Below are 19,799 nucleotides of genomic sequence, written 5' to 3' on the forward strand. Positions count from 1 at the left end.
GGGACACCGCGCCCGGGCGGAAACGCACAACCTCAAAAGGGAGCACGCACCATGAGTGACACCCAAAAGGACATAAGCCCCTCGCGCCGCGCGTTTTTGCGTGGAGCGGCGGCAACGGGGGTCGGTTTGGCCGCAGGATCAGCCACGGCACAGGCCACACCCGATCCGTTGATCACCGAGAAACAAGATTGGGCCATGATCACTGGCGCGGGCGTGGATGAAACGCCTTATGGCCTGCCGATCAAATACGAGGGCGATGTGATCCGGCGCAATGTGCCGTGGCTCACCGCTGATCCGATTTCCTCGATCAACTTCACGCCGATCCATGCGCTTGATGGGACGATCACGCCGCAGGGCTGTGCCTTCGAGCGCCATCACTCCGGTGCGATTGAGCTGAAAAAAGAAGATTACCGTTTGATGGTCAATGGTTTGGTCGATCAGCCGCTGGTCTTTACCTATGCCGATCTGGAACGGTTCCCACGCGAAAACCGCACGTTCTTCTTGGAATGCGCGGCCAACACCGGGATGGAATGGGCGGGGGCGCAGTTGAACGGCGCGCAATTCACCCATGGCATGATCCACAATATGGAATATTCCGGCGTTTCCCTGCGCACGCTTCTCGAAGAGGCGGGGCTGTCTGCCGCTGGTGATCTGTCGGACAAATGGGTCTATGTCGAGGGCGCGGATGCGTCGTCCAACGGCCGCTCCATCCCGATGGAAAAGGCGCTTGATGACGTTATGGTGGCGTTTAAGGCCAATGGCGAAGCGCTGCGCATGGAGCATGGCTATCCGGTGCGTTTGGTCGTGCCCGGTTGGGAAGGCAACATGTGGGTCAAATGGCTGCGTCGCATTGAAGTGACAGCCCAAGCCGTTGAGGGCCGCGAAGAGACTTCGAAATACACGGACACTCTGGCGGATGGCACATCGCGCAAATGGACATGGGTGATGGATGCGAAATCCGTTGTCACCTCGCCCAGCCCGCAAAGCCCGATTGCGCACGGCACCGGGCCTTTGGTGATCACCGGTCTGGCCTGGTCCGGGCGCGGCGCCATCACCGGCGTCGATGTGTCGAAAGACGGTGGCAAGACCTGGGAAAAGGCACGTTTGGCCAAACCCGGCGAGAAAATGGCGCTCACCCGCTTTTATCTCGACACCGATTGGGACGGCTCGGAAATGTTGCTGCAAAGCCGCGCGCATGATGACACCGGCTATGTTCAACCGACCAAAGCGCAGCTGCGCGAGGTCCGGGGCGAGAACTCCGTCTATCACAACAACTGTATTCAGACATGGCATGTCAAAGCCAACGGGGAGGCAGAGAATGTCGAAGTTTCTTCCTAAACTCATGACGGCAACGGCGCTGGCCGCCACGCTGGCCATCCCGGCCTTTGCCGAAGGCTTCGGTCTGGGCCGCCCGGCTTTGCCCGAAGAAATCACCGCATGGAACCTGGATGTGTCGCCCAATGGCGATGGGCTCCCGGTGGGGTCCGGTTCGGTGGAAGATGGCGAAATGATCTTTTCGGAAAACTGCGCGGTGTGTCACGGCGAGTTCGCCGAAGGCGTTGGCAATTGGCCGAAACTTGCGGGCGGCGATGGGACTTTGGCCGACAAAGATCCGCTTAAAACCGTCGGCTCCTATTGGCCGTATCTGTCCACCGTCTATGACTACGTTCGCCGCTCGATGCCCTTTGGCAATGCACAGACCATGTCGGATGACGATGTCTACGCGATCACCGCCTATATCCTCTATTCGAACTACATCGTTGAGGATGATTTTGTGCTTTCCAACGAGAATTTCCTCGATGTGGACATGCCCAATGCCGATGGGTTTATCGTCGATGATCGGCCTGACACGGAATATCCGATCTTCACCGAAGAAAACGCGTGTTACGAGAATTGCAAAGACAGCGTTGAGATCACCAAGCGGGCGACTGTTTTGGACGTGACCCCGGTTGAGGACGGCACGGATCAAGCCGCCGCCGAGCCGGCGTCGGAGGCCGCGCCTGTCGAGGTCGCTGTGGCACAAGAGGCCCCGGTTGAGGCCCCCGCCGAGGTTATGAGTGCCGCATTCGATGCCGATCTCGCAGCCAAAGGCGAAACGGTCTTTAAAAAGTGCAAAGCCTGTCACCAGACGGGCGAGGGCGCGAAAAACAAAACCGGTCCGGTGCTCAATGGCGTGTTCATGGCTCCCGTCGCCCATGTCGATGATTTCAAATATTCCAACGATTTGATGGGCGCACATGAGGCGGGTGTGGTCTGGGATGAGGCACATTTGGCGGACTTCTTGGCCAAACCGAAAAGCGTCTATGCCAAGACCAAAATGACCTTTGCGGGTCTCAAAAAAGACAGCGAAATTGCCGCAGTGATTGAATATCTCAAATCGGTGTCGCAGTAAGTGATGCCGTTCAGAAAGGGCGTCCTAGGGGACGCCCTTTTTCTGTGGTAGACTGAGATCAAAGGGAGGAAATTCACATGAAAACAATGATAAAGGCACTTGTGGTCGGTCTCATTTGCGCATCCCCGGCCTATGCTGAAGATCAAGCCATCACCTTTGACTATGACGGCACATTCGAGGACGCGACATTCGCGATTGAGGATGCTATCGTCTCCAAAGGGCTGGTCATCGACTACCGCTCACACACTGGCGAAATGTTGGAACGCACCCGCGCGGATGTTGGGTCTGACGTCGTGCTGTTTGACGCCGCTGATGTGTTTTTGTTCTGCTCCGCCGTGGTGTCGCGTCAGGTGATGGAGGCCGATCCGGCGAATATCGTCCATTGCCCCTATTCGATCTATGTCGCGGACCAAGCGGGCAAAGTCACCATTGGGTTTCACAATTATCCCGATGGCCCGATGCAAGCGGTCGAAGATTTGCTGACAGAGATTGTCGAAGAGGCCACGAGCTTCTAAATATAGCCTCTGAACCAAAGGGATGAGGCATATGGACTGGATCGACCGATTTGCGGGGTTATCATCCCTTGAGCCGCGCGTACGCGAACGGCTTGTGGCGCAATCGCAGATTGTCCATTTGCCGTTGGGGACGGTGCTGTTTGGGCCGGGAAAAAGCCCCGAAAACCTGTTGTTGCTGCTCGAAGGGACGGTGCGGGTGCAACAAACCACTGAAGGCGGGCGCGAGATTGTGCTTTACCGCGTTCATGCCGGTGAAAGCTGTGTTTTGACCACGGCGTGCCTTTTGGCCTATGAAGATTATTCCGCCGAAGGCATCGCCGAGACCGAGGTGGAAGCCGTGGCCATTCCGCGCCGGGTGTTCGACGATCTGGTGGCAAATTCGCAAAGTTTTCGCACCTTTGTCTTTTCCGCCTATTCGCGCCGGATCACCGATCTGTTTCATGTGATCGAAGAGATTGCCTTTCAAAAGGTCGATATTCGCTTGGCGCAAAAGCTGTTGGAATTGTCGAAAGGGGCGGGCAGTTTGAAAGCCACCCATGCGCAACTGGCCGCCGAATTGGGCACCGCGCGCGAAGTGATTTCGCGTCAGTTGCAGGAATTTCAACGCCGGGGCTGGGTTGAAACTGCGCGTGGCGAGGTGACTTTGGTCAACCCCGCCGCACTTAGAAATCTGTCAGAAGCGGCGTGACGCCTTACTTTTTCATTGGGCAGGTCGAGAACCCAAAGATGGAATAGAGCGGGCAGCTCGACATTAGGCCAGTGGCCAGCGGAATGATCCCGAGCAGGTAAAGCCAACGCATCGACGCGTCCGGGTTCATGAAAAAGCCGAGGATAAGGGCTGCGCCGACGACGATCCGCAAAATGCGGTCGATCTTGCCGATGTTCTTTTTGAGCATGGGACTCTCCATTTGTGACACTGCATTAACCTTAGGCCTGCTTCGCTGTCTTGTCTGTGACAAACTCACAGGGGGGCAGAGGGAAGACGGTAAATCTGTGCAAAACATGGGGAATGTTCGATATGTGCAAAATAAAACGGGGAACCCTCAGGTTCCCCGTTGAAAAGAGTTCGATTTGGTAAGGATTTAGTCCATCGCTTTGAAGTTCAAAGCCGCGCCGTCTTTGATGCCAGAGAACCAGCGCGCGGTGACGGTTTTGGTTTTGGTGTAGAATTTGAACGCATCGGGGCCGTATTGGTTCAAATCGCCAAAGGCCGATTTTTTCCAGCCGCCAAAGGAATAATAGGACAGCGGCACAGGGATCGGGAAGTTGATGCCGACCATACCGACATTGACGCGCGCGGCAAAATCGCGGGCCGTGTCGCCGTCTGCGGTGTAGATCGCGGTGCCGTTGCCGTACTCATTGTCGATGATCAGTTGCAGCGCCTCTTCATAGCTGTCCATCCGCACGGTGGAGAGCACCGGGCCAAAGATTTCCTCTTTGTAGATGTCCATGTCCGGGGTCACATCGTCAAACAGCGACGCGCCGGTGAAAAAGCCGTTTTCATAGCCTTGGATGCTCAGACCACGGCCATCCACCAAAAGTTTGGCACCCTGTTCGACACCCGAGGCAATCAGGCCCTCGACACGGGTTTTAGAGGCGGCGGTGATCAGCGGACCGAAATCGACATCCGCACCCGCGGTGTAGGGCCCGACTTTGAGGGCTTCGATTTTGGGGATCAGCTTGGCGATCAAACGATCCGCAGTCTCTTTGCCCACCGGCACAGCCACGGAAATCGCCATGCAGCGTTCGCCAGCGGCACCATAGCCCGCCCCCACAAGCGCATCGGCGGCCATGTCCAGATCGGCGTCCGGCATGATGATCATGTGGTTTTTCGCACCGCCGAAACACTGCGCGCGTTTGCCGTTGGTCGCAGCGCGGCCATAGATATATTGCGCGATCGGGGTGGAGCCGACAAAGCCGACGGCCTGAATGGTGTCATGGTCCAAAATGGCGTCCACCACCTCTTTGTCACCATGCACGACCTGCAACACACCGTCGGGCAGACCCGCCTCGGTGAACAGCTCGGCCAGCATCAAAGAGGTCATTGGCGTGCGTTCAGAGGGTTTGAGGATCATCGCGTTGCCGGCCGAAATCGCCGGAGCCATTTTCCACAGCGGGATCATCGCCGGGAAGTTAAACGGCGTGATGCCCGCAACAACACCCAGCGGCTGACGCATCGCGTAAAGGTCAATGCCGGGACCCGCATCGCCGGTATATTCGCCCTTAAGCATCGCAGGCGCGCCCATGCAAACTTCAACCACCTCAAGCCCACGCTGCACGTCGCCTTTGGCGTCGGGAATGGTTTTGCCGTGCTCGCGCGACAGGCATTCGGCCAGCTTATCCATGTTGTCATTGATCAACTGACCAAAACGCATCATCACCCGTGCGCGGCGCTGAGGGTTGACCTTGGCCCACGCCTGTTGCGCCACGGCGGCTTTTTGCACCGCTGCGTCCAATTCAGCAGGCGTGGCCAGCGGCACGCGTGCGATCACCTCGCCGGTGGAGGGGTTCAGGACATCGGAAAACCGACCGGAGGTTCCGGCGACCAAAGCACCGTTGATGTAATGTTGCAGCTCTTGCATGGGGGTCTCCTTTTCATTTGCGCCACGGTAGCCTTGCGAAAATGAGTTAAAAAGAGGGAAGATTTCAAAAGCATTTTGCGTTATTGCAAAGGAGCCCGCTGAAGTCCTAAGGGCAGTTATTCAGTATATGGTCATCAGGTTTGGCAACTCAGATCAGAGGGAAGGCATGGCTATGAGCATGAATTGGGACGATCTAAAGGTGTTTTTGGCGGTGGCACGCACCGAGAGCCTGTCGGGGGCAGGGCGTCAGTTGAAAATTGACCCGGCGACTGTGGGGCGGCGAATTGCGCGGCTCGAAGAGGGGCTGGGCGTAGCACTGTTTGCCAAATCACCCCAAGGCTATGATCTGACCCGCGACGGTGGACGGCTGTTGAGCCATGCAGAGGCGGCGGAACAGGCGGTGGCTTTTGGCACCGAAGACATGAGCGGCGAAGGGGACCGGGGTCTCAAAGGGGTGATCCGGGTCGGCGCACCAGATGGCTGTGCCAATTACGTGTTGCCGCGTGTGATTGCGCGAATCGCCGAGGCACATCCTGAGCTTGAGGTGCAAATCGTTGCCCAGCCGCGCCTTTTTAACCTGTCCAAACGGGAAGTCGATTTTGTGGTCAGCGTCTCTGCGCCGACCTCTGGGCGGCTTTTGGTTCAGAAGATCACCGACTATCACCTCTCGCTTGCGGGAATGAAATGGTACATGCGCCAACATGGCGATGTGCGCGGGCTACAGGATCTGTCGACCCATAAAATGGTCGGCTATGTGCCCGATCTGATTTTTGACAAGGAACTCGACTATCTTGAGGAAATCGGGGTCTCAAAGGTCGATTATACGTCAAATTCAGTCTCGGTTCAGCTCAACATGATCCGGGCCGGGCTGGGATTGGGGGTCGTGCATGATTTTTGCCTGCCCTATGTGCCGCGCCTGATCCGGCTTTTGCCCGATCAAATTCGGCTCAAACGGGCGTTTTATCTGGTCCGCCATGCCGATGATCGCAAGGTCGAACGGCTGTCGCGTTTTGCTGATATGTTGGCGGTGGAAATGCGCGCTGTGGTTGAAAGTCTTGAAGCCGAGACTTGACAGGCACGGCCTGCTCAGAGGACGCTGAGGACAGGGAGACGATTGAACTCAAACACATAAGGGAGGGCCTATGCTCGTAGGACAAATTCTGAAATCGAAAGACATTGGCGAAGCCATCACGATCCGCCCGGACATGACGGTGGGCGATGCGGCCGCTCTTTTGTCGTCACGCAAAATCGGCGCGGTGATTGTGGCCACAGACCCGGAGCGCCCCGAAGGCATCCTGTCCGAGCGCGATATTGTGCGCGAATTGGGCAAGACCGGCGGCGAGATCCTTGGGCATCAGGTCAGTGATTTTATGACCCGCAAATTGGTGAGTTGTGAGCCAACCGATACCGCACTCGCCGTGCTTGAGCGGATGAGCCAAGGCCGGTTTCGTCACATGCCGGTGATGGAGGGTGACACAATGATCGGCATCGTCTCGATTGGCGATGTGGTGAAAGCGCGTCTTGATCAATTGGCGATGGAAAACAACGCGCTTGAAGGGATGATCATGGGGCATTGAGCCCTCTCATCGCGGTTTGGTGAGATTATACCAAGGTGACGGGGCGTTCGCGCCCCAATCCCCTTGATTTTGCACCCGCAATATAGTTGCGTGCACCGCAGAAAGAGGAGGACCCCCATGCGCATCGGACTCTATCCCGGCACGTTTGACCCTGTGACCCATGGCCACGGCGATATTATCCGCCGGGCCTGTGCTTTGGTCGATCGTTTGGTCATCGGCGTGGCGATCAACCGCGACAAGGGGCCGTTGTTTACGCTCGAAGAGCGGGTTGAGATGCTACAACTGTACACAAGCCGTCTTGCCCATGAGACCGGCTGTGAGATTGTGGTACACCCGTTTGAGAACCTGTTGATCCAATGCGCCCGCGATGTGAACGCGTCGATCATCATTCGGGGGCTGCGGGCTGTCGCAGATTTTGAATATGAATATCAGATGGTTGGTATGAATCGCGCGCTGGATCGCAATATCGAGACGGTGTTTTTGATGGCGGATGCCAAACACCAAGCGATCGCGTCGAAACTGGTCAAAGAGATTGCCCGTCTGGACGGCGATATTTCCAAATTCGTGGACCCGGATGTCGCAGAGCGGCTTTTGGCAAAATTTAAGCGGTGATCACGGCTGCCGTCGAAAGGCGGCACTGCAAGATTGTAAAAATCCGAAATTATAAAAGCCCCGCCGGGAGAACCCGTGGGGCTTTTGCATGAGAGGCTTTTAGGGGGCTTAACCGTAAACGGCTTGGCGGGCGAGGTCGCAAGCACGCCCGTGGTCCATGGCAAGATCCGCTTTGACCTTTTGTGGCAGGGCGTCCAATTCGGCGAGGGTGCGACGATAGGCGGCCCGTTTTTGAGCGGCATTTTTCAGGTTGGCAAAAAGTTTCATGGTGCCGATCCTTTCTGGGCTATGATGAATTTCTGCCCCCTATATGCGCCTGAATTAGCGCTAACACCAATGCCGGTTCACCAAAGGCGACATGCGATTGGTGCATGGGTGAGCGTGAAACTGCATAGCTTTTGGGGGCTGGTGTTCAGAAACTTGGGATGACGCCAATGGCGACAAAGCCTTTGAGGACGGTGTCCACCGCCACAGCCGCCAAAATCATTCCCATGACCCGGCTGACCACGGCAGCACCGGTTTCACGCAGCACCTTGAGGATGGGGGAAGCGGCCAGGAGGATGAGCAGTGTGATCACCAAGACCACGGTCATGATCGAGGCGGTCATCGCCTGATGCGCCATAGAAAACCGATCATTGTCGGTGAGCATGACCACGGCCAGCATAGCACCGGGGGAGGCGATGGAGGGCATCGCCAGTGGAAACACCGCCACGCGGCGGGCCTGCGCATGTTGATCTGAGATCGGTTTTTCGACCTGTGCGACCTCATGCGAGGGTTTGCCGTCGCCAAAGATCATGGTGAGGGCAAAGAGGAAAAGCACCAATCCGCCCGCAATTTGGAACGATGGCAGGCCAAGCCCCAAAGCGTTCAAAATCACCTGACCAAACAGGATGAACAGCAACAGGATGAGAAAGGCCGTCAACACCGCGCGTGCCGCAACCATACGGGCCAAGCGCGGCTCCAGGCTTGCGGTTGCGCCGATAAACACGGGCAGGGTGCCGATGGGATCAATGACGACCCATAGGGTAATGAATTCGCTCAGGAGGGTGGATAAATTGAACATGGGCACGCGCGTTTGGTGGGTTTGCTTTGAAATAGCCACAGGACCATAGAACGCAAGAGGGGCGGCTCTGATTTGGCGGTAAAGTTGAAAAAAGCGCCCCGAACCTTAAAGCTCGGAGCGCCCACCTCCCGTTCGCGCGGGATAGCTGTGTTTGTGTAACCACCCGCTTAAAGGAATTTGCCCATAGCGACGGCAGTATCGGCCATACGGTTCATGAAGTCCCGTCATAGACGGGGCTTTCACCCCGCCCGATGATGCTCCTCAGAGGAATTTACCCATAGCGACGGCAGTATCGGCCATACGGTTCATGAAGTCCCGTCATAGACGGGGCTTTCACCCCGCCCGATGATGCTCCTCAGAGGAATTTGCCCATAGCGACGGCAGTGTCGGCCATACGGTTCGAAAAGCCCCATTCGTTGTCATACCAGGTCAGAATGCGCACCATGGTGCCCTCCATGACTTTGGTTTGATCGCAATGGAAGGTCGAGCTGTGCGGATCGTGGTTGAAGTCCGAAGACACCAGTTTGCGATCCGTATAGCCGAGGATGCCTTTGAGCGGGCCGTTTGCGGCGGTGCGGATCATTTCGTTGATCTCTTCGACCGTGGTGGCGCGTGCCGCTTCAAAGGTCAGGTCGACAACTGAGACGTTCGGGGTCGGCACGCGGATGGCGACGCCGTCCAGTTTGCCATTGAGTTCTGGCAAGACCAAACCCACGGCTTTGGCGGCCCCGGTCGAGGTCGGGATCATCGACAAAGCGGCGGCACGGGCGCGGTAGAGGTCTTTGTGCATCGTGTCCAACGTCGGCTGGTCGCCGGTGTAGGAGTGAATCGTGGTCATAAAGCCTTTGACGATGCCGATATTGTCGTTGAGCACTTTGACCACCGGCGCAAGGCAGTTGGTGGTGCAAGAGGCGTTCGAGACGACGATGTCATCGGCGCTCAGTTGGTCATGGTTCACGCCGTAAACGATGGTTTTGTCGGCATTGGTGCCGGGGGCCGAAATCAGCACGCGAGACGCGCCGTTTTCAAGGTGGGCTTGGCATTTCTCTTTCGAGGTGAAGATGCCGGTACATTCAAGCACAACGTCGATGTGCGCCCATGGCAAATCGGCCGGATTGCGGATGGCCGTTACCGCGATGGGGCCACGGCCCACATCAATGGTGTCTTCGGTGAAGGTGACGTCCACCGGGAAACGACCATGCACCGAGTCGTACTGGAGCAGGTGGGCGTTGGTTTCAACCGGCCCCAAATCGTTGATCGCGACCACTTCGATGTCGGTGCGACCCGACTCAATGATCGCGCGCAAAATATTACGCCCAATTCGTCCAAATCCGTTGATTGCAACTTTTACGGCCATATCAGCACCTCCTATGACGCTTTGGCAGGAAAGAGGGCAATGGGAGAGTGCCCTCTCTTATGTGGTCCATGATGGTGCGCAGTGGCAAATCCCGCCATGGAGAAATTCGTGAGCAATTGCTTGTTATCGCTAACATCACGATCCGAGCGAAAAGGTCAACCCGAATGCGACTTTCATCGCCAGAAGGCGACCAATTGCAGCAATTCAAGAAATCTTCGGGTCAGAAAAAGAGAGGCCTGCCCTCCGTTCAACCCAAAATCAAGACCGAGCGCGATCAAAATCACGATGGCGAGCCCGACGGCAATTTGATTGGTCATGTGTAGCGCTAACTGTTTCTTTGGCCGAACAATGCGTCAGAGAGATGAAGAAAAAAAGGGTTCAGATCAAAAAAACAAAAAAAGGCCCGGCAAAGTGATGCCGGACCTCAAAAACTTTAGATATATGCGCCGAATATGCTCAGTGCAGGCGACCCATCGCCGCGGCCACATCGGCCATCCGTGCCGAAAAGCCCCATTCGTTGTCATACCAGGCCAGAACGCGCACGGTGCGACCGACGACTTTGGTCTGATCGGGCGCAAAGATCGAGGATTCGGTGGTGTGGTTGAAGTCAATCGACACTTTCGGCTCCGGGTCATAGCCCAACACCGCGCCCATGTGACCGGCGGCGGCTTGGCGCACGACTTCGTTCACATCCGCAACCGTGACGTCTTTGCTGGCTTGGAAGGTCAGATCGACGGCGGAGACGTTCGGGGTCGGGACGCGGATCGAGGTGCCGTCCAATTTGCCCGCAAGTTCCGGCAACACCAGACCCAGCGCTTTGGCGGCCCCGGTCGAGGTCGGGATCAAGGCCATGCTGGCGGCACGTGCGCGGTAGAGGTCTTTGTGGCGGCGGTCATGGGTGGATTGGTCGCCGGTGTAGCTGTGGATCGTGGTCATGATCCCGCTTTCAATGCCGATGGCGTCGTTCAACACTTTGGCCAGAGGGGCGAGGCAGTTGGTGGTACACGACCCGTTGGAAATGATCCGGTCTTCTGCCAAAATGTCGCGGTGGTTCACGCCGTACACCACGGTGCGCGCCACATTGGTCGCAGGGGCCGAGATCAACACTTTGCGCGCGCCGCGCTCAAGGTGAACGGCGGATTTCAGGCCGTCGTTGAATTTGCCGGTGCATTCGAGCACGACGTCAACGCCCTCCCAATCCAATTCTTGCGGATCGTAGGTGGACATGACTTTGATCGGGCCGTGGCCCAAATCCATCGTGTCACCTTCGACGCGGACGGTGCCGCCAAAGCGACCATGGACAGAATCATATTTGAGCAAATGCGCATTGGTTTCGATCGGGCCGGTGGCGTTGATTTTCACCACTTCGACCTCATTGAGGCCAGCCTCAGCAATATGTGCCAAGGTGCAGCGGCCGATGCGGCCAAAACCGTTGATCCCAAGTCTGATGGTCATTCTTGCGTCTCCCGAGCTCTCATGTTGGCGGGGGATTGCCCGCCGTGCGTGCTGTTTCTGTTCGGTCTCTCAAACGGTGTTATTTGCGGCATGTCGTCGGGGCCGCGGTTCTCAGACCGGCAGGATGTTGAGCGTGGTATACGGGCGTATGCCACTCGGGAAAAGTCTTTAGCGCCAACATGTTAGCGAAAACATGATGGTTAGCGCAAACACTACGCGGTATTTTAGGCGGTATTTTGGTCCTCGCATGCTGCTTGGGCAGGGAGGAGGCGATGAACCCACTGGGAAAAGCGGGTCAAAAAGGCGCGGGCGTCTTGGGCCATGTCAGTGCGGGTCACCAGCGCGTGAATCTCCTCAGGCGTCGATGCCATCACCGGGATGCGCAGAAATATATCCGTCGTAAAGCCGCTGGACACGGTCGAGAGCACCCGACGCAGGTCGGTCAACATCTCATCCCCACGATGAGAGGCATGGGCCAAAGCGATGGGCTTGCCGATCAGTTCCTCGCCGGAGACCAGCCAATCCAGAGCGTTTTTCAATCCGCCGGGCAGGGCGCGGACATATTCGGGGCTGGCGATGATCACCCCATCGGCGGCTTTGATCTGAGCGATGAAATTCGACACGGCTTTGGGCCGATCGGGCCCCTCAAGGTCAGGCGAAAAAATTGGCAACTGTCCCAGCCCGTCAAAAACGGTGATGTCCATGCCCTCCGGCGCAATGGCTGAGAGAGCCTGCAACAGGGCGGTGTTGGTGGAGGCGCGGCGGGTGCTGCCGGAGAGGGCGAGAATATGCATGCCCCATGAACCCCACTGCGGAGGCGGGCGTCAACTCACAGAGGTGTCAGGCCGTAAAAAAGCCCGCGCAGATGGCGCGGGCTTTTGAAATTTGCGTGTGCGGTGGGTTAGCCCAACAGCGCCTTGACCTGAGCCACGACATTTTCGGCGCTGAGGCCAAATTTGGCGTAAAGCTCTTCGGCCGGGGCAGACGCGCCAAAGCGGGTCATGCCGACGAAGGCCTGTTTCGCTTCGCGGCCCCGTTCGCCCAAAAGCCAACGATCCCAACCGCCATCGCGCACAGCCGCCTCAATCCCGACGCGCACCGGACCTGCGGGCAGGACCTTGCGGCGGTAGGCTTCGTCTTGCTCGGCAAACAGCTCCATACAGGGCATGGAAACGACACGGGTGCCGATGCCGTTGTCTTGCAGAATTTTGCGCGCATCCATGGCGATTTCAACCTCAGAGCCGGTGGCGATGAGGATTGCGTCGCGTTTGCCTTCCGCTTCGGCCAGCACATATGCGCCTTTGGACACGAGGTTGGAGGTCTTGTGCTCGACGCGTTGGGTCGGCAGGTTTTGACGGGTCAGCACCAAAACCGACGGCGTTTTCTGCGAGGTCAGCGCGATTTCCCACGCTTCCGCCGTCTCGACCGTGTCACAGGGACGGATGGTCAGCGTGTTCGGCGTGGCGCGGCAGATGGCGAGATGTTCGACCGGCTGGTGGGTCGGACCGTCTTCGCCAAGGCCGATGGAATCATGGGTCATGACGTAAGTCACCGGGATCTGCATCAACGCGGACAGGCGCATCGCCGGGCGGGCGTAGTCGGTGAAACAGAAGAAGGTGCCGCCGTAAGGACGGATGCCACCGTGCAGCGCCATACCGTTCATCGCGGCGGCCATGCCATGTTCGCGGATGCCGTAATAGACGTAACGGCCTTTGCGGTTGGTTTCATCAAAGACGCCCATATCCGCGGTCAGCGTGTTGTTGGAACCGGTGAGATCGGCCGAACCGCCGATGGTTTCCGGCATGATCGGGTTGATCACCTCAAGCACCTTTTGCGACGAGGCGCGGGTGGCAAGGCTCGGTTGCGACTCGGAGACTTGCTTTTTGAAGGCTTTGATCGTGGCGGAGAGCTTTTTCGGCACCTCGCCCGCAAACACCCGGTTGAATTCGATCTGACGGCGCTCGGATTGCTCGTCAAACCGGGCCTTCCACGCGGCATGGTCTGCGTGACCACGGGCGCCGATGGCTTCCCACTGGGCTTTCACATCGGCGGCCACTTCGAACGGCCCCCAAGTGACGCCGTATGCGGCTTTGGCGGCAGCCAACTGATCGGCATTGGTCAATGCGCCGTGGCCTTTGGAGGTGTCTTGTGCCGCGTGGCCCAAAGCGATGTGGGTTTTGCACGCAATCATAGACGGCTTTTTGGACTTTTTCGCGGCCTCGATGGCGGCGTCGATTTGTTCCGGGTCATGGCCGTCAATGGACTGAACATGCCAGCCAGCGGCCTTAAAGCGCATCACCTGATCGGTGCGATCGGACAGATCGACGGTGCCGTCGATGGTGATGTTGTTGTTGTCCCAGAACACGATGAGCTTGCCGAGTTTTTGGCGACCCGCGAGCGCGATCGCCTCTTGGCTCACGCCTTCCATCAAACAGCCGTCGCCAGCCATACAATAGGTATAGTGGTTTTGAAGTTTCGACCCAAAACGCGCGCGCAGGGCCTCTTCGGCCATGGCAAAGCCGACCGCATTGGAAATGCCCTGACCCAGCGGGCCAGTGGTGGTCTCAACGCCTTCAAGCAAGAAGTTTTCCGGGTGACCGGCGGTTTTCGCGCCCATCTGACGGAAGTTTTTGATCTCCTCAATCGGCATCTCTTTGTAGCCGGTGAGATAGAGCAGGGAATAGATCAACATCGAGCCGTGGCCCGCAGACAAGATGAACCGATCCCGGTCCGGCCATGTCGGGGCGGAGGCATCAAATTTGAGGTGGTTGCCAAACAAAACAGTGGCGACATCGGCCATGCCCATCGGCATCCCGGAGTGACCGGAATTGGCGGCGGCAACGGCATCAAGGGTCAACGTGCGGATGGCGGTGGCGCGCATCCAATGATCGGGGTGCGCCTCGCGCAGGGTTGCGATGTCCATAAGCGGATCTCCTTGCTCTCCCAAAACAACCAAGTCGCGCATGGGAACCCCCGCATTCCTTGGCTTTTCCGGCTTCGTGATAACGATGTGACAGCAAAGTGCAAGGCAGCGCGGGCGTCTGAGCGGTGACATCTGCTCCTTTTCGCCTGTGTTTGGGGCTAACTTGGTCAGACATATTGGTAAAGCCTGCCCCATGCGCTAGGCTCTCGAATCAAGTGCGATAGGATGAGGCCCGTGCGCTTCGCCTTTGATGCCAAAGGAAGTTTCTGGTTTTGGCACCAAAGCGGGGCGGGGAAAGGTCCAGCCTGTCACCTGGACCAAACAGAGCAGAGACAAAGAAAGTCAAAGTGTGAGTGAACGGCGATGAATGATATTTCTGAATTCGAAGCCCGGATCACCGCGGCACTGGAACGCATTGGGCGGGCTGTGGCTGTGGCCGAGGAGCGTGCTGAGGCGACGTCGGGGGGAATCGCCTCGGAGGCGATGGAAGCGGAATTGGGTCGAATGGCCGATGCGCTTGAGGCGGAAAAAACCGCCAATTCGCAGCTCGAAGAGCGGGTGCGCGCGATTCATGACCGGCAAGAACACCATGTGGCCGCCCTCGAAGAAGAAGTCGAGACGCTGCGTCGGCAGTTGATGGATCATGACCGGGAGATGCAAAAGCTGCGGTTGGTGAATACGCAATTGCGCGAAAACAATGCCGGGCTTCGGGCCGCCAATGCGCAAGGGCTGGGTGATGCGGCGCTGATTGACGCCGGGATGCGCACCGAACTTGAGGCGCTCAAAGTGGCGCGCGAAGCGGATGTGACCGAAATGGATGCGATCCTGACCGAACTGCGCGCAGTGATGGCGCGTGTGGCCAATGGGGCAGCGCCAACTGAGGCGCCCGCGCCGTCTGAGCTGTCCAACGAGGAGGTGTGATATGCCCGAAGTGAAAATCTCGATCGGCGGACGTGAATTTGAGGTCGCCTGCCAAGTGGGTGAAGAACATTTCCTCAAATCCGCAGCCCAGCTTTTGGACAATGAGGCCTCGGTGTTGTCGAGCCAGATCGGGCGTTTGCCAGCCGAGCGGATGCTGTTGATGGCGGGCTTGATGTTGGCGGATAAAACCGCAGGGCTTGAAGAACAGATGCGCGCGCTTGAGGCCAAACTTGGGGCACAAGAAGCGTTGATCGAAGAAATGCGCGCCCGTCCCACGCCTGCGCCTGAGCGGGTCGAAGTGCCCGTGGTGCCCTCCGAGGTGACCGATACTTTGGCCGAAATGGCCGCGCGGGCGGAAAGCATGGCCGCCGCGTTTGAAGAGCGGTTGGGCGTGAAAGATGCGATCTAAGGATCTGGTCCTGTCGGCGGGGCTTGTGCTTTGTGCGGGCGTGGCGATGGCGGATGAGATGCCGCAGATGACCCCCGCACCTGAGGTTTTTCACTACGTTTGTGACCGCGGGGTTGGCATTGATGCGGTGTACACCGGCACGGATGACGCACCCGCTGCGGTGATCTATGCCGAAGGGCGGCTGATCTCCATGTCACAGGCGGTGTCCGCCTCAGGCGCGCGCTACGCAGAAGCCGCAGGGGCCTCTGGCTATGAATGGTGGACCAAGGGGGACACCGCAACGTTGAGCTACTTTGATGCCAACTACGGTGAATCCGTGACGCTTTTCGCCTTTTGCAACGTGGCCGAATAAAGCGGTGGAAAGCCCTTAACGGCATGAAAAAGGCGCACGGGAGGCCCCGGCGCGCCTTTCTTTTAGGGCTTTGCGTGGCTTAAACGTTGGCCGCGCGGATTTGTTCGGCTTTTTCTTGATCAAAAACAACGCCTTTGTCGGCAAACATCTGATCCAACTCGCCCGAAAGCGTCATTTCGATCACGATGTCACAGCCGCCGACAAATTCGCCTTTGACGTAAAGCTGCGGGATGGTCGGCCAGTCGGAAAACTCTTTGATGCCTTGGCGAATATCGGCATCGGCCAGCACGTTGACGTCGGCATAGTCCACGCCCATGAAGTTGAGGATGCCCGCAACCTTTGAGGAAAAGCCACATTGCGGCATCATTTTTGTGCCCTTCATAAACAGCACAACGTCATTCTCGGTCACAGTATTTTGGATGGTGTCTTGGGCAGTCATTCGATGGTCCTTTCGGCTGTCGCTCAGCACGGATGTGGGTGAGGGACTTATTCGGGGGCGCGGGTGGTCAAGGCGAGGGCGTGCAATTCACCGCTGTCGAGTTTTTCGCGGATCGCGGCATTGACGGCGCGCTGTTGTTGCACCCGGTTCATCCCCGCAAACGACGCATCAACCACTTCGGCGGCGAAATGTTGTCCGTCGTCGCCTTGCACAACGATATGGGCGTCGGGAAAAGCCTCGCGGATCAGGTGTTCGATGTCGGTGGCAGTGATGGCCATGAATGGCGCTCCTTGATCTTTGGAATTGGGGCAAATGTAGGGCTGTGGAGGCGGCGCTGCAAGCGGGTTTGGTGCGATTACTCAAAGCCGCCTTGACGCAGGGTGTCGATAAAGGCGTCAAACGCCGCCGCCATTTTGTCCGTGTCAGACCACGCGCGCGACAGGCGGGTCAAAAGTGCGAGACGCTCAGTTTCAAGCGCGGGGGGCAAGGCGAGGTCTTGCGCGGCCACAAGTTGTGTCATGCGCTCGTGCAACGGGCGCAGGTTTTCAAAGTCGCGGATCATCGCGGGCAAAAGCTCGGGGGCATCGCGCCAACTTTCGCCGTTAAAGCGCATCTGAGTGACCCGTTGCCCGGCACCGGCACAGTCATAGAGCACACAGCCGGGATTGCCGATGTCGTTGAGTTTGGCATGAACCGAACAGAGATGACCTTTGAGATTGGGGCAGGGCGTGCCCGCCGGTTTGTCAAAGGAGAACAGGTTGCCTTTGTCGAGGGTCAGACCAACACAGCACAGTGCGGCGCAGTTGGAGCAATCGGAGGTGAGATCAGGCAGGTCCATCCGGGGTCCTTATAACGGAAAAGACCCGCGCGAACGCGGGCCTGATTGGGTTTCTCTCGCGGCGAACGACTTAGCCGAAGATCTCGCCAAAGCTGGTGCGGTAAATCGCAGAAAGCTCCACGAGAGGTGCGGAGGCCCCGCCCATGGAGACCGTATCACCGCCGAATTTACCAACTGTGGCGACCGTCACCCCGGCTTGACCCGCCGCAACCATGAGGGCTTCGGCTTGATCAAAGGTGCAGGCCACAAGGTAGCGCGCTTGGTCTTCGCCAAAGAGTGTGGCGGTATAAGCGCTGTCCAGATGCACGCCAACGCCCGCCGCATCGGCCAGTTCAAACGCCGCCAAAGCCAGCCCACCATCGGAAAGATCGGTGACTGCGTTGATCAGCTTGCCATGGGTGCGCAGGAATTCGCCGTTGCGTTTTTCCGTTGCCAGATCGACATGCGGCGCATCGCCATCTTCGCGATGGAAGACTTCGGCCAGAAGCGCCGATTGGCCGAGGTGACCATGGGTTTCGCCAATCAAAACAGCCACATCGCCGCTTTGCGCCAGACCGGAGATGAGATCGTCCTCGGAGGCAATCAGACCAACTGCGCCGATGGTTGGCGTTGGCAGGATGCCCTCGCCATCGGTTTCGTTGTACAGCGAGACATTGCCTGACACGATCGGCATGTCGAGGAAGGACACCGCCTGGCCGATGCCATCGAGCGCGCCGACAAACTGGCCCATGATCTCGGGTTTTTCGGGGTTGCCGAAGTTGAGGTTGTCGGTGGTCGCCAACGGCGTCGCGCCGACGGAGATCAGGTTGCGATAGGCTTCGGCCACCGCCTGTTTGCCGCCCTCAATCGGGTTGGCTTTGACGTAGCGCGGGGTCACATCGGAGGTGAAGGCCAGCATTTTGCCTGTGCCATGCACGCGGATCACGCCCGCACCAAGACCCGGCGCACGCACGGTGTCGGCCATGACTTGGGTGTCGTATTGCTCGTAAACCCAAGCCTTAGAGGTGTAATTCGGCGAAGAAATCAGGCCTTTGAGACCATCAATCGGGTCAATTTGGGGCACATCTGCGACCTGTTCGGCGGCAGGGGTCGCGACCCAAGGACGATCATATTCGGGCGCAGAAGAGGCCAGCGTGGAGAGTGGCAAATCGCCTTTGCACACGCCGTTGTGCATGATCAAAAAGCGGTCCTCAGAAATGGTTTCACCGACGATGGCGAAATCGAGGTCCCATTTTTCAAACACCGCGCGCGCCTCGGCCTCTTTTTCCGGTTTCAGCACCATCAACATGCGCTCTTGGGATTCGGAGAGCATCATCTCGTAGGCGGTCATGTTGGGTTCGCGTTGCGGCACGTTTTCAAGGTCAAGACGAATACCAAGATGTCCCTTGTCGCCCATTTCGACCGCAGAACAGGTCAGACCTGCCGCGCCCATATCTTGGATCGAGATCACAGCGCCGGTGGCCATCAGCTCAAGCGTGGCTTCCATCAGGCATTTTTCGGTGAACGGATCGCCGACCTGAACGGTGGGGCGTTTGTCCTCGATCGTGTCGTCAAATTCAGCCGAGGCCATGGTCGCACCGCCGACGCCATCACGGCCGGTTTTGGCACCGAGATAGACAACCGGCATGCCGACACCGGAGGCGGCAGAATAAAAGATTTTGTCAGCGTCAGCCAAACCCGCCGCGAAAGCGTTGACCAAGCAATTGCCATTATACGCGGCATGAAAGCGGACTTCGCCGCCCACGGTGGGGACGCCGAAACAGTTGCCATAGCCGCCGACACCTTCGACGACGCCGTGGACCAACTGTTTGGTTTTCTTGTGATCTTTGACACCAAAGGAGAGCGAATTCATCGCCGCAATCGGACGTGCGCCCATGGTGAACACATCACGCAGAATGCCGCCCACACCCGTGGCCGCGCCTTGGTAGGGTTCGATGTAGGAGGGGTGGTTGTGGCTTTCCATTTTGAACACCACGGCCTGACCATCGCCAATATCGACGACACCGGCGTTTTCGCCCGGGCCACAGATCACTTGCGGGCCGGTTGTCGGCAATCCACGCAGGTGTTTTTTGGAGGATTTATAGGAACAATGTTCGTTCCACATCGCCGAGAAAATCCCAAGCTCGGTAAAGCTCGGCTCGCGGTTCAGAATACGCAGGATTTGCGCGTATTCGTCCGGCTTGAGCCCGTGGGCGGCGATCAGGTCCTCGGTGATCATTGGCTCGGTCATGGTGTGTCCCTCGGCGGCAGCTGTCTTTCCCGCGTTCTCTTAGGGCAAGTGGGGCCAATGGGGAAGGGGCTAAACGGGGCTGAGACATATCGGAGCTGTGCTTTGACGGGGTGTGCGGGAGGGTGCGGGCCGCG

Annotated in this window: 23 protein-coding genes; 11 read left to right on the forward strand and 12 right to left on the reverse strand. The window is 57.9% G+C overall.

Features of this window, described 5'->3' with window-relative positions; genetic code table 11:
• Nucleotides 1-51 precede the first annotated feature (51 nt).
• The 4 genes from soxC (at nucleotide 52) to DA792_RS05030 (ending at nucleotide 3,595) form a co-directional block, all read left to right on the forward strand.
• On the forward strand, nucleotides 52-1,338 hold the full coding sequence (soxC, locus tag DA792_RS05015) for a sulfite dehydrogenase (protein WP_107718643.1): 1,287 nt from the start codon (nucleotides 52-54) through the stop codon (nucleotides 1,336-1,338).
• Nucleotides 1,319-2,392 carry a c-type cytochrome gene (locus DA792_RS05020; RefSeq protein ID WP_107718645.1) on the forward strand — a complete coding sequence of 358 codons (1,074 nt, stop codon included), beginning with the start codon at nucleotides 1,319-1,321 and terminating at the stop codon, nucleotides 2,390-2,392. Before soxC ends, DA792_RS05020 begins: the two co-directional genes overlap by 20 nt.
• 77 nt (nucleotides 2,393-2,469) lie before the next feature.
• Entirely contained in the window at nucleotides 2,470-2,907 is a 438-nt protein-coding gene (locus DA792_RS05025; protein ID WP_107718647.1) for a DUF302 domain-containing protein, read from the forward strand.
• A gap of 31 nt (nucleotides 2,908-2,938) precedes the next feature.
• A complete protein-coding gene (locus tag DA792_RS05030; protein WP_107718650.1) occupies nucleotides 2,939-3,595 on the forward strand; it encodes a Crp/Fnr family transcriptional regulator in 657 nt (218 codons plus the stop codon).
• Between the two features lie 4 nt (nucleotides 3,596-3,599).
• Here the strand turns inward: DA792_RS05030 and DA792_RS05035 are convergent, their stop codons facing one another.
• Nucleotides 3,600-3,803: a YgaP family membrane protein gene (locus tag DA792_RS05035; protein WP_107718652.1), complete on the reverse strand. Its 204-nt coding sequence runs from the start codon at nucleotides 3,801-3,803 to the stop codon at nucleotides 3,600-3,602.
• Nucleotides 3,804-3,989: 186 nt separating this feature from the next.
• The gene (locus DA792_RS05040) at nucleotides 3,990-5,489 is read right to left on the reverse strand and encodes a CoA-acylating methylmalonate-semialdehyde dehydrogenase (RefSeq protein WP_107718654.1); all 1,500 of its coding nucleotides are present in this window, start codon (nucleotides 5,487-5,489) and stop codon (nucleotides 3,990-3,992) included.
• Between the two features lie 178 nt (nucleotides 5,490-5,667).
• On the opposite strand from DA792_RS05040, the gene DA792_RS05045 reads away from it, so the two are divergent.
• The 3 genes from DA792_RS05045 (at nucleotide 5,668) to coaD (ending at nucleotide 7,678) form a co-directional block, all read left to right on the forward strand.
• Nucleotides 5,668-6,561, forward strand: coding sequence for a LysR family transcriptional regulator (locus DA792_RS05045; RefSeq protein ID WP_199908170.1), 894 nt, complete (start codon nucleotides 5,668-5,670; stop codon nucleotides 6,559-6,561).
• 70 nt (nucleotides 6,562-6,631) lie between these two features.
• Entirely contained in the window at nucleotides 6,632-7,066 is a 435-nt protein-coding gene (locus DA792_RS05050; RefSeq protein WP_107718656.1) for a CBS domain-containing protein, read from the forward strand.
• A 117-nt stretch (nucleotides 7,067-7,183) separates the two neighbouring features.
• Complete coding sequence (gene coaD, locus DA792_RS05055) at nucleotides 7,184-7,678, forward strand: pantetheine-phosphate adenylyltransferase (protein WP_107718658.1); 495 nt, start codon at nucleotides 7,184-7,186, stop codon at nucleotides 7,676-7,678.
• A gap of 108 nt (nucleotides 7,679-7,786) precedes the next feature.
• Here the strand turns inward: coaD and DA792_RS22410 are convergent, their stop codons facing one another.
• The 3 genes from DA792_RS22410 to gap (DA792_RS05065) all read right to left on the reverse strand — a co-directional run bounded on the left by DA792_RS22410 (nucleotide 7,787) and on the right by gap (DA792_RS05065) (nucleotide 10,098).
• Complete coding sequence (locus DA792_RS22410) at nucleotides 7,787-7,945, reverse strand: hypothetical protein (RefSeq protein ID WP_199908116.1); 159 nt, start codon at nucleotides 7,943-7,945, stop codon at nucleotides 7,787-7,789.
• A gap of 145 nt (nucleotides 7,946-8,090) precedes the next feature.
• Nucleotides 8,091-8,741, reverse strand: coding sequence for a MarC family protein (locus tag DA792_RS05060; RefSeq protein WP_107718660.1), 651 nt, complete (start codon nucleotides 8,739-8,741; stop codon nucleotides 8,091-8,093).
• 355 nt (nucleotides 8,742-9,096) lie between these two features.
• On the reverse strand, nucleotides 9,097-10,098 hold the full coding sequence (gap, locus tag DA792_RS05065; protein WP_107718662.1) for a type I glyceraldehyde-3-phosphate dehydrogenase: 1,002 nt from the start codon (nucleotides 10,096-10,098) through the stop codon (nucleotides 9,097-9,099).
• Nucleotides 10,099-10,157: 59 nt separating this feature from the next.
• On the opposite strand from gap (DA792_RS05065), the gene DA792_RS22160 reads away from it, so the two are divergent.
• Nucleotides 10,158-10,421, forward strand: coding sequence for a hypothetical protein (locus DA792_RS22160; RefSeq protein WP_159075171.1), 264 nt, complete (start codon nucleotides 10,158-10,160; stop codon nucleotides 10,419-10,421).
• A 133-nt stretch (nucleotides 10,422-10,554) separates the two neighbouring features.
• Here DA792_RS22160 and gap (DA792_RS05070) read toward each other — a convergent pair whose 3' ends face one another.
• The 3 genes from gap (DA792_RS05070) to tkt all read right to left on the reverse strand — a co-directional run bounded on the left by gap (DA792_RS05070) (nucleotide 10,555) and on the right by tkt (nucleotide 14,476).
• Nucleotides 10,555-11,553: a type I glyceraldehyde-3-phosphate dehydrogenase gene (gene gap, locus DA792_RS05070; protein WP_107718664.1), complete on the reverse strand. Its 999-nt coding sequence runs from the start codon at nucleotides 11,551-11,553 to the stop codon at nucleotides 10,555-10,557.
• Nucleotides 11,554-11,777: 224 nt separating this feature from the next.
• Entirely contained in the window at nucleotides 11,778-12,347 is a 570-nt protein-coding gene (locus tag DA792_RS05075; protein WP_107718665.1) for an NADPH-dependent FMN reductase, read from the reverse strand.
• 107 nt (nucleotides 12,348-12,454) lie between these two features.
• Nucleotides 12,455-14,476 (reverse strand): transketolase, encoded by a 2,022-nt coding sequence (tkt, locus tag DA792_RS05080; protein WP_107722565.1) that lies wholly within the window; start codon nucleotides 14,474-14,476, stop codon nucleotides 12,455-12,457.
• Nucleotides 14,477-14,839: 363 nt separating this feature from the next.
• Between tkt and DA792_RS05085 the strand changes: the two genes are divergently transcribed.
• Genes DA792_RS05085 through DA792_RS05095 form a run of 3 tightly spaced genes read left to right on the forward strand, consistent with a single transcriptional unit; the run spans nucleotide 14,840 to nucleotide 16,158 of the window.
• Nucleotides 14,840-15,397, forward strand: a complete 558-nt coding sequence (locus DA792_RS05085; protein WP_199908117.1) for a hypothetical protein — start codon at nucleotides 14,840-14,842, stop codon at nucleotides 15,395-15,397.
• A gap of 1 nt (nucleotide 15,398) precedes the next feature.
• Nucleotides 15,399-15,806, forward strand: a complete 408-nt coding sequence (locus DA792_RS05090; protein WP_107718667.1) for a cell division protein ZapA — start codon at nucleotides 15,399-15,401, stop codon at nucleotides 15,804-15,806.
• A complete protein-coding gene (locus DA792_RS05095) occupies nucleotides 15,796-16,158 on the forward strand; it encodes an MliC family protein (protein WP_107718669.1) in 363 nt (120 codons plus the stop codon). The genes DA792_RS05090 and DA792_RS05095 overlap by 11 nt, the downstream gene beginning before the upstream one ends.
• A 79-nt stretch (nucleotides 16,159-16,237) precedes the next feature.
• Here DA792_RS05095 and grxD read toward each other — a convergent pair whose 3' ends face one another.
• The 4 genes from grxD to purL all read right to left on the reverse strand — a co-directional run bounded on the left by grxD (nucleotide 16,238) and on the right by purL (nucleotide 19,665).
• Nucleotides 16,238-16,597 (reverse strand): Grx4 family monothiol glutaredoxin, encoded by a 360-nt coding sequence (gene grxD / locus DA792_RS05100; RefSeq protein ID WP_107718671.1) that lies wholly within the window; start codon nucleotides 16,595-16,597, stop codon nucleotides 16,238-16,240.
• A 47-nt stretch (nucleotides 16,598-16,644) separates the two neighbouring features.
• Nucleotides 16,645-16,875 carry a BolA family protein gene (locus DA792_RS05105; protein ID WP_074641462.1) on the reverse strand — a complete coding sequence of 77 codons (231 nt, stop codon included), beginning with the start codon at nucleotides 16,873-16,875 and terminating at the stop codon, nucleotides 16,645-16,647.
• Between the two features lie 77 nt (nucleotides 16,876-16,952).
• A complete protein-coding gene (locus DA792_RS05110; RefSeq protein ID WP_107718673.1) occupies nucleotides 16,953-17,435 on the reverse strand; it encodes a hypothetical protein in 483 nt (160 codons plus the stop codon).
• A 70-nt stretch (nucleotides 17,436-17,505) separates the two neighbouring features.
• Entirely contained in the window at nucleotides 17,506-19,665 is a 2,160-nt protein-coding gene (gene purL, locus DA792_RS05115; protein WP_107718675.1) for a phosphoribosylformylglycinamidine synthase subunit PurL, read from the reverse strand.
• Between the last annotated feature and the right edge of the window lie 134 nt (nucleotides 19,666-19,799).

The sequence above is a fragment of the Celeribacter baekdonensis genome, from assembly GCF_003047105.1.
GTDB classification, from domain to species: domain Bacteria; phylum Pseudomonadota; class Alphaproteobacteria; order Rhodobacterales; family Rhodobacteraceae; genus Celeribacter; species Celeribacter baekdonensis_B.

Bases quoted from the DNA above. Each gene is read 5' to 3' on its own strand.
- soxC (WP_107718643.1), top strand. From the start codon at position 52: ATGAGTGACACCCAAAAGGACATAAGCCCCTCGCGCCGCGCGTTTTTG.
- DA792_RS05020 (WP_107718645.1), top strand. From the start codon at position 1,319: ATGTCGAAGTTTCTTCCTAAACTCATGACGGCAACGGCGCTGGCCGCC.
- DA792_RS05025 (WP_107718647.1), top strand. From the start codon at position 2,470: ATGAAAACAATGATAAAGGCACTTGTGGTCGGTCTCATTTGCGCATCC.
- DA792_RS05030 (WP_107718650.1), top strand. From the start codon at position 2,939: ATGGACTGGATCGACCGATTTGCGGGGTTATCATCCCTTGAGCCGCGC.
- DA792_RS05035 (WP_107718652.1), bottom strand. From the start codon at position 3,803: ATGCTCAAAAAGAACATCGGCAAGATCGACCGCATTTTGCGGATCGTC.
- DA792_RS05040 (WP_107718654.1), bottom strand. From the start codon at position 5,489: ATGCAAGAGCTGCAACATTACATCAACGGTGCTTTGGTCGCCGGAACC.
- DA792_RS05045 (WP_199908170.1), top strand. From the start codon at position 5,668: ATGAATTGGGACGATCTAAAGGTGTTTTTGGCGGTGGCACGCACCGAG.
- DA792_RS05050 (WP_107718656.1), top strand. From the start codon at position 6,632: ATGCTCGTAGGACAAATTCTGAAATCGAAAGACATTGGCGAAGCCATC.
- coaD (WP_107718658.1), top strand. From the start codon at position 7,184: ATGCGCATCGGACTCTATCCCGGCACGTTTGACCCTGTGACCCATGGC.
- DA792_RS22410 (WP_199908116.1), bottom strand. From the start codon at position 7,945: ATGAAACTTTTTGCCAACCTGAAAAATGCCGCTCAAAAACGGGCCGCC.
- DA792_RS05060 (WP_107718660.1), bottom strand. From the start codon at position 8,741: ATGTTCAATTTATCCACCCTCCTGAGCGAATTCATTACCCTATGGGTC.
- gap (WP_107718662.1), bottom strand. From the start codon at position 10,098: ATGGCCGTAAAAGTTGCAATCAACGGATTTGGACGAATTGGGCGTAAT.
- DA792_RS22160 (WP_159075171.1), top strand. From the start codon at position 10,158: ATGTGGTCCATGATGGTGCGCAGTGGCAAATCCCGCCATGGAGAAATT.
- gap (WP_107718664.1), bottom strand. From the start codon at position 11,553: ATGACCATCAGACTTGGGATCAACGGTTTTGGCCGCATCGGCCGCTGC.
- DA792_RS05075 (WP_107718665.1), bottom strand. From the start codon at position 12,347: ATGCATATTCTCGCCCTCTCCGGCAGCACCCGCCGCGCCTCCACCAAC.
- tkt (WP_107722565.1), bottom strand. From the start codon at position 14,476: ATGGACATCGCAACCCTGCGCGAGGCGCACCCCGATCATTGGATGCGC.
- DA792_RS05085 (WP_199908117.1), top strand. From the start codon at position 14,840: ATGAATGATATTTCTGAATTCGAAGCCCGGATCACCGCGGCACTGGAA.
- DA792_RS05090 (WP_107718667.1), top strand. From the start codon at position 15,399: ATGCCCGAAGTGAAAATCTCGATCGGCGGACGTGAATTTGAGGTCGCC.
- DA792_RS05095 (WP_107718669.1), top strand. From the start codon at position 15,796: ATGCGATCTAAGGATCTGGTCCTGTCGGCGGGGCTTGTGCTTTGTGCG.
- grxD (WP_107718671.1), bottom strand. From the start codon at position 16,597: ATGACTGCCCAAGACACCATCCAAAATACTGTGACCGAGAATGACGTT.
- DA792_RS05105 (WP_074641462.1), bottom strand. From the start codon at position 16,875: ATGGCCATCACTGCCACCGACATCGAACACCTGATCCGCGAGGCTTTT.
- DA792_RS05110 (WP_107718673.1), bottom strand. From the start codon at position 17,435: ATGGACCTGCCTGATCTCACCTCCGATTGCTCCAACTGCGCCGCACTG.
- purL (WP_107718675.1), bottom strand. From the start codon at position 19,665: ATGACCGAGCCAATGATCACCGAGGACCTGATCGCCGCCCACGGGCTC.